General features: G+C 65.2%; 15 protein-coding genes. 4 read left to right on the top strand and 11 right to left on the bottom strand.

Going from position 1 to position 17177, the window contains the following annotated elements; all coding sequences use genetic code 11:
• Positions 1-47: 47 nt before the first annotated feature.
• The 9 genes from ACNFH5_RS19610 to ACNFH5_RS19570 all read right to left on the bottom strand — a co-directional run bounded on the left by ACNFH5_RS19610 (position 48) and on the right by ACNFH5_RS19570 (position 9820).
• Positions 48-1889 carry an acetyl-CoA hydrolase/transferase C-terminal domain-containing protein gene (locus ACNFH5_RS19610; RefSeq protein ID WP_416749137.1) on the bottom strand — a complete coding sequence of 614 codons (1842 nt, stop codon included), beginning with the start codon at positions 1887-1889 and terminating at the stop codon, positions 48-50.
• 198 nt (positions 1890-2087) lie between these two features.
• Entirely contained in the window at positions 2088-2516 is a 429-nt protein-coding gene (locus ACNFH5_RS19605; protein ID WP_416748762.1) for a c-type cytochrome, read from the bottom strand.
• Between the two features lie 172 nt (positions 2517-2688).
• Positions 2689-3237, bottom strand: coding sequence for a cupin domain-containing protein (locus ACNFH5_RS19600; protein WP_416748760.1), 549 nt, complete (start codon positions 3235-3237; stop codon positions 2689-2691).
• A gap of 303 nt (positions 3238-3540) precedes the next feature.
• On the bottom strand, positions 3541-4620 hold the full coding sequence (gene alr, locus ACNFH5_RS19595) for an alanine racemase (protein WP_416748758.1): 1080 nt from the start codon (positions 4618-4620) through the stop codon (positions 3541-3543).
• Between the two features lie 80 nt (positions 4621-4700).
• Positions 4701-5054 carry a RidA family protein gene (locus ACNFH5_RS19590; protein ID WP_416748756.1) on the bottom strand — a complete coding sequence of 118 codons (354 nt, stop codon included), beginning with the start codon at positions 5052-5054 and terminating at the stop codon, positions 4701-4703.
• A complete protein-coding gene (dadA, locus tag ACNFH5_RS19585; RefSeq protein ID WP_239745978.1) occupies positions 5029-6324 on the bottom strand; it encodes a D-amino acid dehydrogenase in 1296 nt (431 codons plus the stop codon). Before dadA ends, ACNFH5_RS19590 begins: the two co-directional genes overlap by 26 nt.
• A 361-nt stretch (positions 6325-6685) precedes the next feature.
• The gene (locus ACNFH5_RS19580; RefSeq protein ID WP_416748754.1) at positions 6686-7030 is read right to left on the bottom strand and encodes a YdbL family protein; all 345 of its coding nucleotides are present in this window, start codon (positions 7028-7030) and stop codon (positions 6686-6688) included.
• Between the two features lie 16 nt (positions 7031-7046).
• On the bottom strand, positions 7047-7238 hold the full coding sequence (locus tag ACNFH5_RS19575; RefSeq protein WP_024762075.1) for a YnbE family lipoprotein: 192 nt from the start codon (positions 7236-7238) through the stop codon (positions 7047-7049).
• A 17-nt stretch (positions 7239-7255) separates the two neighbouring features.
• Positions 7256-9820, bottom strand: a complete 2565-nt coding sequence (locus ACNFH5_RS19570) for an intermembrane phospholipid transport protein YdbH family protein (RefSeq protein ID WP_416748752.1) — start codon at positions 9818-9820, stop codon at positions 7256-7258.
• Positions 9821-9992: 172 nt separating this feature from the next.
• Here ACNFH5_RS19570 and dadR point away from each other — a divergent pair, with 172 nt between their 5' ends.
• The 3 genes from dadR to ACNFH5_RS19555 all read left to right on the top strand — a co-directional run bounded on the left by dadR (position 9993) and on the right by ACNFH5_RS19555 (position 13588).
• Positions 9993-10481, top strand: coding sequence for a transcriptional regulator DadR (dadR, locus tag ACNFH5_RS19565; protein ID WP_015479539.1), 489 nt, complete (start codon positions 9993-9995; stop codon positions 10479-10481).
• A gap of 165 nt (positions 10482-10646) precedes the next feature.
• The gene (locus tag ACNFH5_RS19560) at positions 10647-11966 is read left to right on the top strand and encodes an NAD(P)/FAD-dependent oxidoreductase (protein WP_416748750.1); all 1320 of its coding nucleotides are present in this window, start codon (positions 10647-10649) and stop codon (positions 11964-11966) included.
• 68 nt (positions 11967-12034) lie between these two features.
• Positions 12035-13588, top strand: coding sequence for a phospholipase D family protein (locus tag ACNFH5_RS19555; protein WP_416748748.1), 1554 nt, complete (start codon positions 12035-12037; stop codon positions 13586-13588).
• On the opposite strand, the gene ACNFH5_RS19550 is transcribed toward ACNFH5_RS19555, so the two are convergent.
• Positions 13585-14754 carry an MFS transporter gene (locus tag ACNFH5_RS19550; RefSeq protein WP_416748746.1) on the bottom strand — a complete coding sequence of 390 codons (1170 nt, stop codon included), beginning with the start codon at positions 14752-14754 and terminating at the stop codon, positions 13585-13587. The genes ACNFH5_RS19555 and ACNFH5_RS19550 overlap by 4 nt on opposite strands.
• A gap of 158 nt (positions 14755-14912) precedes the next feature.
• Positions 14913-16406, bottom strand: coding sequence for an aldehyde dehydrogenase (locus ACNFH5_RS19545; protein WP_416748744.1), 1494 nt, complete (start codon positions 16404-16406; stop codon positions 14913-14915).
• A gap of 300 nt (positions 16407-16706) precedes the next feature.
• Here ACNFH5_RS19545 and ACNFH5_RS19540 point away from each other — a divergent pair, with 300 nt between their 5' ends.
• A complete protein-coding gene (locus tag ACNFH5_RS19540; protein WP_024762072.1) occupies positions 16707-17069 on the top strand; it encodes a cupin domain-containing protein in 363 nt (120 codons plus the stop codon).
• The last annotated feature ends 108 nt before the right edge of the window (positions 17070-17177 follow it).

The raw sequence follows: 17177 nt of genomic DNA, 5'->3' as shown, positions 1-17177 counted from the left end.
TCTGCAGGGTGTTGATGGTACCGTGCGGTTCGCGAGCAAGCTCGCTCCTACAGTTCCGGCCCCGCGCTGGCTTTCAGGCCAGCCAGGACCAACCGCTGATACAACTCCTCGCGCAACCCCTCTGGTTTCGCGAGCCCCATCCGCTCCAGGTGCTCCGGGAAGGCCTCCGGCTCCGGAGCATCCAGCGTCGCCTTGCCCAGCTCGAGAATCTCGCTGAGCTTCAGCTTGCTCTTGAGCCAGCCCAAGGCCCGCAGGAGGTCGCGCTCATGCTCGGTGAAGTCGCTGCCCAGCGGGAATTCCGGCAACAGCTTGCGCAACCCGTGGGTTGCTTCGCGCAGTCGTTGCGGGGTGTTGTTGCGGTAACGCGGGTCCAACTCGAAATTCTTCGGCAGCTTGCCAGCGTCCCGGGCCTGGGCAAGCAACTCATCCTGGAAGCGCGAGTCGGCGATGGCCAGCAGGGCGGCGATCACTTCAGCGTCGTTCTTGCCGCGCAGGTCGGCAACACCATACTCGGTCACCACCATGTCGCGCAGGTGCCGCGGGATGGTGGTGTGCCCGTAGCTCCAGACAATGTTGGAGCTCAGCTCGCCCTCGGATTCGCGCCAGCTGCGCAGCATCAGGATGGATCGCCCGCCTTCCAGTTCGTGGGCCTGGGCAACGAAGTTGTATTGTCCACCGACGCCGCTGAGTACCCGGCCGTCCTCCAACTGGTCGGCCACGCCGGCGCCCAGCAGGGTGACGGTGAAGGCACTGTTGATGAAGCGCGCCTCGCGGCGTTGCTCACGCTTGAGCTCTTCATCACGGTAGAGGTTGTTGACGAAGCCGATGCCAGTCATGCCGATACCGGCCAGTTGTTCGCGGGGCATCTCGCGCAACTTGCGGTAGAAAGCCTGCGGTCCGAGGAAGAATCCCCCGTGCAGCCAGACACCCGGTTCGGTGGGGGAGGACCCCGACCGCGCCGCGACCCGCCGGCTCAACACGCCGGCCTCGGCCAGCGCCAGCAGACCGGGCACGAACATTTCACTGCAGCCGTACAGGCCCTGTTCGAAGGCGGCGAGACCGCCGTCGCGCTCGATCAGCTCAGCATGGCGGGCGGTGGAGTCGAGGCTGTCGAGCAGCGCGCGATAGCCATCGTTGTCGCGCTGGCGGGTGAGCAGCGCCGAGGTCAGTGCGTCGCCCATGGAGCCGATGCCGATCTGCAGCGTGCCGCCGTCGCGCACCAGGGCGCTGGCGTGCAGACCGATGCAATGGTCCTGCAGGCCCACCGGCAGGTTGGGCGTGGAGAAGAGCGTGCTGCTGTCTCCCGGCGCGTCGACCAGCAGGTCGAAGAAATCCTCGTCCACCTCGGCGTCGCCGGGCATGTAAGGCAACTGGTCGTGGACCACGCCGATGGTGACGATGGTTTCGCCCGCCGCGCGGCGGCGCTGGAGCATCGGCAGCAGGTCGAGGGTGATGTCCGGGTTGCAGGCCAGGCTCAGCTTGCCCGGCCGTGCCGGATCGCGGGCCACCAGTTGGGCAACGGCGTTGACGCCTTTGGCGTTGATGTCCCGCGCCACATGGCTGTAATTGCAACTGATGTAGTTCTGCTGCGCCGGGGCGCTGTCGAGCAGGCTGCCGGGCTGCAGATAGAACTCCTCGACGCGGATGTTATCCGGCAGGCTGCCGCTGCGCAGATCGTGCAGGTAGTCCAGCTCGGGATAGTCGCCGTAGATGCGCGCGACGAAGGGCTCGAGGAAGCGCCTTTGCAATTCGCCGCCGGCCTGAGGTCGGCCCAGGGATAGCGCGGTGTAGAGCGTGAGCTGGCGACGCGGGTTCTCGCGGATGTGCCGGTACAGCGCGTTGGCCAACTGGTTGGGTTTGCCAAGCCCCAGCGGCAGGCCAAGGCGGATGTGCCCGTCCAGGCGCTGCAGCAGGTGTTCGACGGCAGTTTCGATCGAGCAGGATTGCACCGGGCATCCCTCCTGGTTCGTTTCAACGACAGGAGTTTGGACCGGCTTTACGCAAAAGTTGCTCCCGCGACTCACCCGGTGACAAATCACGGGCATGAAAAAGCCGCCCTTGGGCGGCTTTTTCGCACAGGTCGGCTGTTACAGGCCGGACATGTGGTGAATCGCAGCTTTCAGCTCGTCATCGGAGCAATCAGCGCAAGTGCCCTTGGGCGGCATGGCGTTGATACCCGAGATGGCCTTGGCCAGCAGGCCGTCGATACCGCCCTGCTCTTTCGCACGCTTGCCCCAGTCAGCCTTGTCACCGACTTTCGGCGCGCCCAGCAGGCCGCTGCCGTGGCAAGTGGTGCAGACCTTGCCGACAATTTCTTCGCCCGAACGCGGAGCACCGCCACCACCGGCAGCTGCTACGGCGCCAACGCCTTCGCATTCCTTGCCCTGGACGCAGACCTTGCCGACAGGTTCGAGACGCTTGGCAATGGCATCATCGTTGGTCGCGGCCTGAACGCTCACTGCCCACAGGGCCAGTACGGCAGCTTGGGCTGCCAGGATTTTTCTAATCAGGTTCACCCTTTCACCCTCATCGTGGCTTATCACGCCCGGTCGCGGTGCAGTCACAGTCTCGGGCCGCGCGAGCGGGCGCAAGTATAACGGCAAAGCCGGGAAGCTCGAAACAATTGCGCCACCTAGCCGGCCTTTGCGGCATTAGGTCGCAGCTGATCTGGCCGGTCCTACCGGCTGTTCAAAAATTTGCCGGTGTGGTCGCGCTGATCAGCCGTGCCTGGGTTTCGAATGGATTGCGGAAGCGGTGCGGCTTGGTGCTGTCGAAATAGTAGCTGTCACCACATTCGAGGACGAATGTCTCGTCGCCGACGGTCAGCTCCAGGCGGCCTTCGACCAGCACGCCGGTCTCTTCGCCTTCGTGGGCGTACATGTCGTCACCGGTGTCGGAGCCCGGCGGATAGGTCTCGTCGAGCAAGGTGATGGCGCGACTGGGGTAGTCCTTGCCGATCAGCTTCATGATGATCGAGCCACTGGACAGGTCGCTGAGTTCGTCTGCCTTGTAGACCACAGGGGTGTTGCTGCTCTGCTCAAGATCGAGGGAAAAGAACTCGACCAGGGACATCGGAATACCACCCAGCACTTTCTTCAGCGAGCTGATGGAGGGGCTGACGCTGTTCTTCTCGATCATCGAGATTGTGCTGTTGGTCACACCCGCCCGTTTGGCGAGTTCGCGCTGGGACAAACCTTTGAGCTTACGGATGGCTTGCAGACGAGCACCGACGTCCAAGGGTGGGGTCCTCCTTATTTTTGTATCAGGCAGGCTCAAGAACCTGTCTTTGATCGGCTGCGCGTCGGCATCACTGCGTTGAAAGCGCCTTCGGGATGCTCATTTACTGACGTAAATTCCGCTCCCTCAGCCACTTTCGCCTTGTTCTGCTCTAGCTCGCGAGATCAAAAACAGGCTCTGAAAGGCAGAACCCGCAACGGCTTGAGCCGAGCGGGTTCCAAGTGCCACGTATCATGGCAACACCGTTCAGTATTTACAACAGATCGCCCGCCGATCCTGCGCAAACTTTACGGGCGGTATCCGTCACTCGCCGCTATAGACCCGCGGGACGCGCTTGAGGTTGCAGAACAGCTGGTAAGGAATGCTGCCGCACAGGGAAGCCAATTGGCTGGCAGGGACGTTCGGGCCCCAGAGTTCGACGCGGCTGCCCAGGCCCGCGGTCGGCAGATCCGTCAGGTCCACGGTGAGCATGTCCATGGACACGCGGCCGATGATACGGCTGAGCTTGCCGTCGATGAATACCGGCGTGCCGTCCGGCGCGTGGCGCGGATAGCCGTCGGCGTAACCCATGGCGACCACGCCGACCCGCACCGGGCGGTCGGCGATGAAGCGCGCGCCATAGCCCACCGGCTCGCCGGCCGGCAGTTCGCGGATGCTGATGACCTTCGACTCCAGGGTCATCACCGGGCGCAGTTGGTCGGCCAGCGTGTGCGCCTGTTCGAACGGAGTGGCGCCGTAGAGCATGATGCCGGGGCGCACCCAGTCGCTGGGCACTTCGGACCAACCGAGGATGCCGGGGGAGTTGCGCAGGCTGATCTCATGACCCTGGCCCGCGGCCTCACGCACGGCCTGGAAGGCGGCGACCTGCTCTTCGGTGCGTGAGCAGTCCAGTTCGTCGGCGCGGGAGAAGTGGCTCATCAGCACGACCTTGGCCACGTGGGGCAGCGCCTTCAGGCGCGCCAGCGCAGCGGCGTAGTCCTGGGGGAAGAAGCCGACGCGGTGCATACCCGAGTCCATCTTCAACCAGACGGTCAGCGGCTTGCTCGGGCGGGCACGCTCGATGGCCTCCAGTTGCCAGGCCGAATGCACCACGCACCAGAAGTCATGGGCATCGATCAGTTCCAGTTCATTGGCTTCGAAGAAGCCTTCGAGCAGCAGGATCGGCGCGCGGATGCCGGCTTCGCGCAGCTCCAGCGCCTCCTCGATGCAGGCCACGGCGAAACCGTCGGCCTCGCCTTCCAGTGCGCGGGCGCAGACGACGGCGCCATGGCCGTAAGCATCGGCCTTGACCACCGCCAGCGCTCGGGCGCCGGTGACTTCACGGGCCAGGCGGTAGTTGTGGCGCAGGGCGGCGAGATCGATCAGGGCACGGGCGGGACGCATGGCGAGGCTCTCTTTTTATCAACTGGTACGAAACTGCAGACGAAAAAAACCCGGCGCTCCGGCCGGGCCACGCAAAACGATCAGGGCAATGCGGCGACGATGGAGACCTCAACGAGGATCTCCGGGTAGCACAACGCCGCCTGGACGGTGGCGCGCGCCGGAGCGCAGCCCTGAGGGACCCACTGGTCCCAGACGCCGTTCATGCCGGCGAAGTCGGCGGCGACATCCTTCAGGTAGATGGTTGCCGAGAGCACCCGCGACTTGTCGGTGCCGGCTTCTTCGAGCAGGCGCTCGACGCTGGCAAGGACTTCGCGGGTCTGCTGTTCGACCCCGGCGGAGAGGTCATCTGCCACCTGGCCGGCGAGGTACACCGTGCCATTGTGGATGACGACCTGGCTCATCCGTTGGTTAGTGTGCAGGCGCTGGATGGCCATTCTGGGCCTCCGAGGTGGAACCGTAGCGGGAGATGTCGAGGCCTTCGGTGCTGATCTGCGGACGCTTCTTGGCCATCAGGTCGGCGAGGTAGCGGCCCGAGCCACACGCCATGGTCCAGCCCAGGGTGCCGTGGCCGGTGTTGAGGAACAGGTTGCGGTAGCGGGTGGCGCCGACGATCGGCGTGCCGTCCGGGGTGGCCGGGCGCAGGCCGGTCCAGAACTCCGCCTGGCTGACATCGCCGCCTTCGGGGTAGAGGTCGGTGGTGATCATTTCCAGGGTGGCGCGGCGACGCGGGTTCAGCGACAGGTCGAAGCCGGCGATTTCCGCCATGCCGCCGACGCGGATACGCTGGTCGAAGCGGGTGATCGCGACCTTGTAGGTCTCGTCGAGAATGGTCGAGGTCGGCGCCATGTCCGGGTTGGTGATCGGCACGGTCAGCGAGTAGCCCTTGAGCGGATAGACCGGGGCGTCGATGCCCAGCGGCTTGAGCATCTGCGGCGAGTAGCTGCCCAGTGCCAGCACGTAGCGATCAGCGGTGACCAGTTGGCCATCGACCCAGACGCCGTTGATACGGTCGCCGGCGAAGTCCAGGCGCTGGATGTCCTGGCCGAAGCGGAATTCCACGCCCAGGGCCTTGGCCATCTCGGCCAGCTTGGTGGTGAACATCTGGCAGTCGCCGGTCTGGTCGTTGGGCAGGCGCAGGGCGCCGACCAGCTTGTCGGCCACCTTGGCCAGGGCCGGCTCGACGCGGGCGATGCCGGCGCGGTCCAGCACTTCATAGGGAACGCCGGTGCTTTCCAGGACGGCGATGTCCTTGGCGGCGGAGTCCAGTTGCGCCTGGGTGCGGAACAGCTGGGTGGTGCCCAGGGAGCGGCCTTCGTAGGTGATGCCGGTCTCGGCGCGCAGCTCATCGAGGCAGTCACGGCTGTACTCGGACAGGCGCACCATGCGCTCCTTGTTCACCGCGTAGCTCTTGGCGTTGCAGTTGCGCAGCATCTGCCACATCCAGCTGTACTGGCTGGGATCGCCGGTCAGCTTGATGGCCAGGGGAGCGTGGGTCTGCATCAGCCATTTCATGGCCTTGAGCGGGATGCCCGGGGCGGCCCAGGGCGAGGCGTAGCCAGGGGACACCTGGCCGGCGTTGGCGAAGCTGGTTTCCAGGGCCGGGCCGGGCTGGCGGTCGACGACGACCACTTCGAAGCCGGCACGGGCGAGATAGTAAGCACTGGCGGTACCGATCACACCGCTGCCAAGCACCAGAACGCGCATCTTTGCCTCCTACGTCGCGCCAGGGGCGCGGACGTTTCTTATTCTGAACGTAGATGCGCGCAGTATAGGAAGTCAGGCTCAGCGATATTCACTGATTGCGATGCGGTATTTGACGAAAATTCCTGGCAAAAGTCGCTTTCACGGAGGGACATCCACCAGGATAACGCCAATTCAACCCGAGACCGGATGGTCGAGGATCTGGCGAATATTTCACCAGATCCAGAGGAAATAGCGAACAGCACGGGATTGGCCAGAACTTCTCGCGCCAACCCAACCCCCAGCGGGAATTACCTGCTCTCACCGCAGCACCCGGTGCGAGCCTGCTGAACTGGCGGCGAGCAGGGAATTCCCCTTGGCGCGCTTACTTGCGCACCCACTGGCCGTTGACCTGCACATACTGCCCCGAAGGCGTGCGCTCGATGGCCTTCTTGCCGGCCAGGGATTCCACGTCCTTGAGGGTGGCGCCGCTCTGGCTGGCGACCTTCTGGTACTCGGCACGGCGCGCGGCGTTGATTTGTGCGGCGATATCGGAGGCGTCGCCGCCATTCTTCACGACGCCCAGGTAGCCGTCGGTCTGCTCGCCGACCAGGCCCTGGGATTTGGCGCCGCCCAGGGCGGACATCGCCTGCTCCAGGCTCATGGCCATGACCGGCAGGCTCAGGCAGAAAGCAACCAGCGCGGCACCCAGCTTGAAGTGCAATTTCATGAAAAGGCTCCCTTCTTCAGAACAGGCCGCTGTTCTCGTTGATGATGCCATCAAGCGCCTTGTCGACCTTGATATAGATCTCGTGCTCGATCTTCACGTTGAGGTTGATGTTGATTGGCTCCTTGGGCGCGGCGAGCTGCACGGTAGGGGTGCAGCCCTGGACGACGCCCGCCAGGAGCAGGAAGGGCAAAACGGCGCGAAGGCGCATCGGGGTTCTCCTTGCGGTCAGGGCGCGGCGGCCGGGTCGTTGCGCAGGCGTTCCTGCACGCGCTTGCGAATAGTGTCGCTGACCCGGTCGCTCAGTTGCAGGCTGGTGAGCAGCTTGGGCACGTTCTCCTCCAGGTTGACGTTGAGGTTGATCGGCCGCCCCTGCTCCAGCGCGGGGTTGCGCCCGCTCAGGCTCAGGGCGAGGAGCAGCTTGCCGGATTCATCATAATCCACGCGGCTGCTCAGCTTGTCGTAGCGGAAGTCGTCGATGGCGGTGGCCACCAGTTGCATGGCCGGGTTGCTCTGGCCCAGCGACTGGATCTTCGGCGAGCGGAACTGCAGCACGCCCGGTTGGCGCGCCGCCACTTCACCGCCGTGGATGACCAGCTTGCCCTCGTGCACCCCCAGCGGCAGGTTGCCGTCGATGATGCCATTGCCGGACAGCCCTTCCGCCGGATACGCCGCCAGGATAGCCTCCAGCGCCAGCCCTTCCAGCTTCAGGGTAAGACCATCGCGGCGTGCGGAAAGATCCACGGTGCCCGGCGGCAGCCAGGCGCGGCCGTTGAACATGCCTAGCTCAGCCTGCTGCCAGTCGAATCTCCCAGCCAGCGGCGCGTCCAGCGAGCCCTTGTAATTGCCCTGTAGCGACAGCGGCCCCAGGATCACGCCGGGGTTGAGCGAGGCGATCTTCACCTGGGGCAACTGCAGCTCCATCTGTGAGCCTTTCAGCGCAAACGTCGCCTGCAAGTCGAGGCCGTGCACCTCGCTGCGGTCATAGACGCCCTCCAGCCCGCTGCCGCGCAGGTTCAGGTCGAGGCTCTGCGGCGCGGCGCCCGGCGGTAGGCGCCAGTTCAGGTCGAAGCTCGCCTTGCCATTGTTCAGGCTGAGCAGACCGGGCCAGTCGCCGAGGGACTTTTCCAGCGGATTGCCGGTACGCAGGAAGAACTCCGGCTGGCGCGCAACCAGGGCGACACCCTGTTTCGCCGACTGACTGAGATCGACTTCGGCATTCAGCCCACCAGCGTTCAGCAGTCGACCCTTGAACTGCTGGGTATCGAGGCTTGCCGCCAGCGTTCCCATGGCATTCCACGAGAGCGGCTTGACGTGGGGCTGGCGCAGTTCGCCAACGGCCAGCTTTATCGGCGCATTCAGTTGCAGGGTGGCGGGTGTTTCGCTGGCGTAACCCAGGTTCAGCGTGCCTTTGCCCAGGGTGGCAGCAACCTTGCTGGCCTTGAGCGACTGAGGGCCGGTCAGCGTGCCGATCTGCAACTGCGCGCCATCGGCAACGTTGAAACTTGCCGACTGCTGATCGACGCGGCCGTCGAAGCGCAGGTCAAGGCGGCTGTCGCCACCGCGCAGGCTGGCCAGTTCCAGGTGAGGCACTTTCCCTTCCAGCCGTGCGTCGTGGAGTTGCAACGCCAGCGGCGTCGCCTCCAGCAACGCCACGCGGGAACGCAGGCGCAGGTCGGCGGCGCCCACGGCGTGCAGATCGGCACGCACACTGCCGGCTTCGTCATCGACACCGGGCTCCAGGTGCAGCGTGAGGCGCGCCGGGCGCAGGCCGACCGGCAGCGCCTGCAGCCAGTCGCCGTAGAGATCGGACAGGCGCAGGTCGCCGCTGACCACCGAGGGCCGCCAACCGATATCCGCGGCGCTGGCGATCAGCCGCAGGTCGCCTTGCAAGCTGCCAAGACCCGGCAGCGGCCAGGGCTGCGGCAGTTGCAGAGACAGATCGACGCTGCCACGGCCATCGCGCAGGCCCGGCCAATCCGGCCAGGCAGCGTCTCCGCCCAACTGCGTGTCCCAGCTCAGGCGCAGGCGCCCGGCTTCGGGGATGGGCAATGGCAGGTTCGGCGTCGGCAGCCACATCCCCAGCCAGTTGCGCACCGCCTGCACCGGCGGCACGGCGGGGCTGGCGATACTGCCACTGAGCTGGCGGCTGGCGGGCGCCCAACTGGAATTCAGAGAGAGCAGTTGCTCGTTGTCCAGGAAACTGTCCAGCTGCAGGCGCCACTGGCCTTCCCCAGGTTGCAGAAGGCCGTTGAACGCGAGTTGCTGGCCACCCTGGCGCAACTCTCCGCCCAACGCCGCCGCGCCGCCCTGGATCTGCTGCCAGTGGGCACTGCCGTTGAGGGTGCAGCGCTGCTCGCGGGCGCAGGGCAATTCGACGACGACGTGCTCCAGCGCCAGCCGACCGGGCAGCAGGGCCAGCCAGCGGTTGAGCTGGGCGATGTCCGGCAGCGCGGCGTCTTCTTCCGGCGCGCCCTGCCCTGGCCACTGGCGTACGTCGATGCTGACGGCGGCCAGCTCCTTGAGCCGCCAACGCCCGTCTTCATGTTCGGGCCAACCGACGCGCAGGTCCTGCAGCTGGATCGCCAGGCGCGCACCGTCCGCCGTCTGGCGCTGGATGGCCAGTCGATCCAGGGTCAGCCCCTGGCGCGAGATGCCCAGGCCCTGCCACTGCTCGATGCTCACCCCGGCATTCGCCAGCAGCCGCGGAACCGCCAGCCACGCGGCACCCACCGCCAATGCCAGAAGCAGCAACAGCAGCAGGAGAGCGGTGCGCAGGCGGGGAAACGACATGCCGAAGCCTCTGCGAATAAACGACCGTCTTCGGCCGGAAAGGGCGAAGCGCTGGCCTACAGGCTGGCCGTCCGGCGCGGGAAGTTCAAGGGATGCCAGTGATATTCCCTACACAACCGACTATATTGCCGACATTCCCCCAAGCTCATTGCTCGACTTCAGAGTCCTTCCCATGAGAACCCAGCATCAAAGCCGCCGCGAACTGGACAAGATCGACCGCAACATCCTGCGCATCCTGCAGGAGGAAGGCCGCATCTCCTTCACCGAACTGGGCGAGCGCGTCGGCCTCTCCACCACGCCGTGCACCGAGCGCGTGCGCCGGCTGGAGCGCGAAGGCATCATCATGGGCTACAACGCCCGGCTGAACCCGCAATACCTCAAGGCCAGCCTGCTGGTGTTCGTCGAGATCAGCCTGGACTACAAGTCCGGCGATACCTTCGAGGACTTCCGCCGCTCGGTGCTCAAGCTGCCTCACGTGCTGGAGTGCCACCTGGTGTCGGGTCACTTCGACTACCTGGTGAAGGCGCGCATCTCCGAGATGGCCTCCTACCGCAAGCTGCTGGGCGACATCCTGCTCAAGCTGCCCCACGTGCGCGAATCCAAGAGCTACATCGTGATGGAAGAGGTGAAGGAAAGCCTCACGCTGCCCATCCCCGACTAAACAGCCGGACTAAAAAGCCCGACTGATTCCCCGCCGTTCGCGGCAGGCTCATCCGATTTATTTGCGACTTCCCGGCGCTTTTTGCGGCCGAGGCTATTGGCTGCGCGGGAAGTCGGCGTTTATCCTGCGTAAAATTTTAACAACACAAAAATCAGGATATCGCACATGAACGCCCGCGTTCACCAGCCGGTGCACACCGACCGCCACGCCCCGTCCTACTACGCCGCGAGCGTCAACCGCCGCCTCGAAGTACCGCCCCTGGCCGGCGAGGAAAAGGCAGACGTGTGCGTCATCGGCGGTGGCTTCTCCGGGCTGAACACGGCCATCGAACTGGCCGAGCGCGGGCTCTCGGTGATCCTGCTGGAAGCCCACCAGATCGGCTGGGGCGCCAGTGGGCGCAACGGCGGCCAGTTGATCCGCGGCGTCGGCCATGGTCTTGAGCAATTCGAGCCGGTCGTCGGCGCCGACGGCGTCCACGCCATGAAGCTGATGGGCCTGGAGGCGGTAGAAATCGTCCGCCGCCGCGTCGCTCAATACTCCATCGACTGCGACCTGACCTGGGGCTACTGCGACCTGGCCAACAAGCCCTCGGACGTCGAAGGCTTCCAGGAAGATTTCGACGAACTGAAAAGCCTCGGCTATCGCCACGAACTGCGCATGATCCCGAAAGAGGAAATGCGCTCCATCGTCGGCTCCGACCAGTATGTCGGCGGCTTGGTAGACATGGGCTCCGGCCACCTGCACCCGCTCAACCTCGCCCTCGGCGAAGCCGCAGCGGCGCAGAGCCTGGGCGTAAAGCTATTCGAGAACTCAGCCGTCACCGGCATCGACTACGGCAGCGAAGTGCGCGTGCGCACCGCCAAGGGCAGCGTGCGCGCGAAGACCCTGGTGATCGCCTGCAATGCCTACCAGAACGGCCTGAACAACTACCTGGACGGCAAGGTGCTGCCCGCCGGCAGCTACGTGATCGCCACGCAGCCGCTGTCTGCCGAGCAGGCCCATGCCCTGCTGCCGCAGAACATGGCGGTGTGCGATCAGCGTGTGGCGCTGGACTATTACCGACTCTCCGCCGACAACCGCCTGCTGTTTGGCGGCGCCTGCCACTACTCCGGGCGCGACCCGGCGGATATTGCCGCCTACATGCGACCGAAGATGCTCAAGGTGTTCCCGCATCTGGAAAACGTGCGCATCGACTACCAGTGGGGCGGCATGATCGGCATCGGCGCCAACCGCCTGCCGCAGATCGGCCGCCTGCCCGACCAGAACAACGTGTACTTCGCCCAGGCCTATGCCGGGCATGGGGTGAACGCCACGCACCTGGCCGGCAAGCTGCTCGCCGAAGCCATCACCGGCCAGCAGGGCAGCGGCTTCGAGTTGTTCGCCAAAGTGCCGCATATCACCTTCCCCGGCGGCAAGCTGCTGCGCTCGCCGCTGCTGGCCCTGGGCATGGCCTGGTACCGTTTCAAGGAAACCCTCGGCGGCTGACCACCGCTGCGTTCCAGCGGCTAGAATCTCCCGCAGCCCGTCACCGGCGGGCTTGTCGGAGACTCCCTTTGCTTCCACGCCTGCTCCTGCTGATCCTGCTGGCCCTGGGTGGCTGCGCCAGCGCGCCGCCGCCCGAGCCTTCGCACGTGCTGCCAGTGCAGGGCACCCGGCTGGACAACCAGATCAGCGAACAGGCCGCGGCGCATCCCGGCCAATCCGGCTTCCACCTGCTGGCCTCCAGCGTCGATGCCTTCCTCGCCCGCGCCGAGCTGATCCGCAAGGCCCAGCGCAGTCTCGACATCCAGTACTACATCGTCCATGACGGCCTCACCACCCGCGCCCTGATCCGCGAATTGCTGCACGCGGCGGACCGCGGAGTGCGCGTGCGCATCCTGATCGACGACACCAGTAGCGACGGCTGGGACTACGAACTGGGCACCCTGGCCGCCCACCCGAATATCCAGGTGCGCCTGTTCAACCCGCTGCACCTTGGCCGCAGTACCGGCGTCACGCGCAACCTCGGGCGGCTGTTCAACCTCTCCGAGCAGCACCGGCGGATGCACAACAAACTGCTGCTGGCGGACAACAGCGTGGCTATCGTCGGCGGCCGCAACCTGGGCGACGAGTACTTCGATGCCAAGGCCGAGATGAACTTCAGCGACCTCGACCTGATGGGCGTCGGCCCGGTGGCGCAGTCGCTGGGGCAGAGCTTCGACCAATACTGGAACAGCCGCATCAGCCGGCCCATCGAGGACTACCTGTGGAGCGAGCCGGACCTCGACGAGCTCAGCCGCATACGCCGCAAGCTGGACCACTACCTGGCGAAAGAGCGGGTGAAGAGCTCCAGCTACATCGCCCGACTGAACCGCAGCAGCGACCGCCCGCACCTGCAGAACTGGCTGGACGGCCTCGTCTGGGCGCCGGGCAAGGCAGTCTGGGATACGCCATTGAAGGTGCTCGACCAGGGCGACCCGAAGGGAGAGCAGTTGCTCAGCACCCAGTTGCAGCCGCTGTTCGACGGCGTATCGAAGGAACTGATCCTGGTCTCGGCCTACTTCGTGCCGACCAGCGCCGGGGTGGATTACCTGACCCAGCGCGCCGATAGCGGGGTCAGCGTGCGCCTGCTGACCAACTCACTGGAGGCCACCGACGTACCCGCCGTGCATGCCGGCTACGCGCCCTATCGGCTGGAGCTGCTGGAGCACGGGGTGAAGCTCTACGAGCTGCGCGCCGATCCGGACCAGCGCCTGTCCGGGGCGCCGTGGATGGTGCGCGGCTCGAGCAGCGCCAGCCTGCACAGCAAGGCGGCGGTGTTCGACCAGCAAAAAGTATTCGTCGGATCACTGAACTTCGACCCACGCTCGGTGCTGTGGAACACCGAGGTCGGCATCATCGTCGACAGCCCGGAGCTGGCCGACGAGGTGCGCCGCCTGGCGCTGGCGAGTATGTCGCCGAGCGTCAGCTACCAGGTGAAAGTCGCACCCAACAGCGATCCGCCCAAGCTGGTCTGGATCGAGGAGCGCGGCGGCAAGCTGGTGGCGCTGGACCGTGAGCCGGGCAACGCCTGGCGCCGGCTCAACGCGTGGATTGCCGGCGCCATCGGGCTGGAGAAGATGCTCTAGGAGCGCTCCTGCTGCAGCTCGGCGTCGGTGGCCTGAATCACTGGCGGCAGCCCGCGATAGGACACCAGCACGACAAAACCGGCTGCGCCCAGCGCCATCACCAGCGGCAGCGCATGGCCGCTGATCCACTGGCTGGCGGCCCCCGTGGCCAGCGGCCCGATCAGGCAACCGATGCCCCAGAGCTGGGCGATGTGCGAGTTGGCGCGGACCAGTGCGTCATCCCGATAGCGCTCACCAATGAGGATGAGCGACAGGGTGAACAGCCCGCCCGCACTGGCGCCGAACAGCACCAGCACCGGCCAGATGGCAGCGTGGTGCAACAGCGGCGGCATGGCCAGACTGCTGAGGAGCAATACGATGCCGCAGCCCTTGAACAGCGTCTGCCGCGAGATGCGGTCGGCCAGCCAGCCGATGGGCAGTTGCAGCAACGCATCACCGACCACCACGGTGCTGACCATCGCCAACGCCACGGCCTGGGTGAAGCCCTGCTGAACGCCGTAGACCGGCAGCAGGGTGAGGATCATTGCCTCGAAGCCGGCGAACAGCACCACCGCCCAGGCGATTGCCGGGAGCTGGGCGCAGAAGCTGAACAGTCCGCGTCCGTTGGCACTGTGCGGGTCGACCTTGGGCGCGCCAGTGCGGCCGAGCAGCAACAGGGAGCCACCCACCAGCAGGCAGACGCTGAACCAGAAGCCACGGTTGTCGGCGGTGCCGATGAAAGTCAGCAGCACCGGGCCGGACAGCTGGCTCAATGCGTAGCCGGTGCCATACAGGGCGACCAGGCGGCCGCGCCATTTTTCGATGGCCAGCTGATTGATCCAGCTCTCTCCGAGGATGAACACCACGGTCAGCTGGACACCGATCAGCAGACGCAGGATCAGCCAGACCGGATAGCTCTGCAGCAGCGCCAGCAGGCCGACCGAGAAGGCCCCGGAAATCAGGCAGATGCGCATCAGCAGCGGCGTGCCGACCCGCGCGGCGAGGCGGCCGGCGATCATCGCGCCCAGCAGCACGCCCACCGCAGGCGTGGATGCCATGACGCCGATGGCGAAATTACCGTAACCCCAGCCCTCCAGACGCAGAGAAACCAGCGGCATGGTCAGGCCCAGGGCCAGGCCGATGCTGATCACGGCAGCACACACAGCAAAATAAGGACCCCAACGCATTGTCTTTCTCCCGTTCCATCCGGAGCGCACGCCAGGCGCGAGGGGTGCCCGATGCGCAATGCACAGCGGCCGGGTTTCCCGGAGGGCAACCCGGCCGCGGGTGTGGCTCTTTGTCAGAGCCGGCCCCTGGATCGGGGCCGACCTGCTTCAGCCTAGGATCAGAGTTTGATCCAGGTGGCTTTCAGCTCGGTGTATTTGTCGAACGCGTGCAGCGACTTGTCGCGGCCGTTGCCGGACTGCTTGAAGCCACCGAACGGAGCGGTCATGTCGCCGCCGTCGTACTGGTTCACCCACACGCTGCCGGCGCGCAGCGCCTTGGCGGTCAGGTGGGCCTTGGACAGATCGCTGGTCCACACCGCGGCGGCCAGGCCGTACGGAGTGTCGTTGGCGATGCGCACGGCTTCTTCGGCATCGGTGAACTCGATGACCGACAGCACCGGGCCGAAGATCTCTTCACGGGCGATGCGCATGGCGTTGGTCACGCCGTCGAAGATGGTCGGCTCGACGTAGGTGCCGCCGGTCTCTTCCAGGGTGCGCTTGCCGCCGGCGACCAGCTTGGCGCCGTCATCGTGGCCAGCCTGGATGTAGCTCAGCACGTTGTTCATCTGGGTGGTGTCGACCAGCGCACCAACGTTGGTTTCCGGGTCCAGCGGGTTGCCCGGTTTCCACGCCTTGATGGCTTCGACGACCATCGGCACGAACTCGGCCTTGATCGACTTCTCCACCAGCAGGCGCGAGCCGGCGGTGCAGACTTCGCCCTGGTTGAAGGCGATGGCGCTGGCGGCGGCTTCGGCGGCGGCTTTCAGGTCCGGAGCGTCAGCGAAGACGATGTTCGGGCTTTTGCCGCCGGCTTCCAGCCAGACGCGCTTCATGTTGGACTCGCCCGCGTAGATCATCAGCTGCTTGGCGATCTTGGTCGAACCGGTGAACACCAGGGTATCGACGTCCATGTGCAGGGCCAGGGCCTTGCCTACGGTGTGGCCGAAGCCCGGCAGGACGTTGAAAACGCCTTTCGGAATGCCGGCCTCGATGGCCAGCTGGGCGATACGGATGCCGGTCAGCGGGGACTTCTCGGAGGGCTTGAGGATCACCGAGTTACCGGTGGACAGCGCCGGGCCGAGTTTCCAGCAGGTCATCAGCAGCGGGAAGTTCCACGGCACGATGGCAGCAACGACGCCGACCGGCTCGCGGGTCACCAGGCCCAGTTCGTTGTGGGCGGTGGCGGCCACTTCGTCGTAGATCTTGTCGATCGCTTCACCGCTCCAGCGCAGGCTGTTGGCGGCGCTGGACACGTCGATGCTCAGCGAGTCGCTGATCGGCTTGCCCATGTCGAGGGTTTCCAGCAGGGCCAGTTCCTCGGCGTTCTCCAGCAGCAGCTCGGAGAAGCGGATCATGACCTTCTTGCGCTTGGCCGGGGCCAGGCGCGACCAGACGCCGGAATCGAAGGCGGCACGGGCGACCTGCACGGCACTTTCGGCATCGGCGAGGTCGCAACTGGCGACCTTGGCCAGGAAGCGGCCATCCACAGGGCTGATGCAATCGAAGGTGGCGCCGGATGCGGCGTCGACGTATTCACCGTTGACGAAGGCGCGGCCTTCGATCTGCAGGTCCTTGGCGCGAGCTTCCCAATCGGCGCGAGTGAGGGTACCCATGACAACGTGTCCTCTTATTAATGTACTTATCAGGTGCAGGCGCCCGGCGGGCGCGCTGTCAAAAATTCCGCAAGGCGGAGCAAACGCATGCTGTTGGCAACCCTAAACCGGAGGCCGTCAATTTTCAATATTTTTTACACTAAGCGGCCAAATGGCCTTGTCACGTTCGTTTTATTAAACATAGACTGCCCTGATTCGTCGGCTGATGGTTTTCCGACAGCCGCTTCGGAGTAAATAACCAACAGCGCTGCGCGTGCCCGCACGCACTCTCGCCAACAACTCTAAAGAACCGAGACCGCCATGAACGTCGAGCAGATCGTCGATTTCGCCCAGGCCACCACCGCCCCCGAACACTACCGCCCCGCCCCGGACCGCATCATCAAGGGCGACCCGGCGCAGAACGTGCGCAACCACTACGCCAGCGACTGCGGTCAGTTCAATGTGGGCATCTGGGAAGGCGAGCCGGGCCACTGGAATGTCAGCTACACCGAGCACGAGTACTGCGAGATCCTCCAGGGCGTTTCGGTGATCCGTGACGCCAATGGCGGTGCCAAGACCGTGCGCGTCGGCGACCGCTTCGTCATCCCGGCCGGCTTCAGCGGCACCTGGGAAGTGCTGGAGCCCTGCCGCAAGGTCTACGTGATCTTCGAGCAGAAGGCCTGATCCACCGAACATGAAAAAGCCCGCCGATCGGCGGGCTTTTTTTCGCCTGGAGCTTTCTCCAGGCAAGAAAAAACCCGCCACGAGGGCGGGTTTCTTCACAAGGGCGAA

Source organism: Pseudomonas sp. NY15435, from assembly GCF_048068295.1.
In the GTDB taxonomy this organism is placed as follows: Bacteria; Pseudomonadota; Gammaproteobacteria; order Pseudomonadales; family Pseudomonadaceae; genus Pseudomonas.
This window is presented reverse-complemented; position numbering and strand designations above follow the sequence as displayed.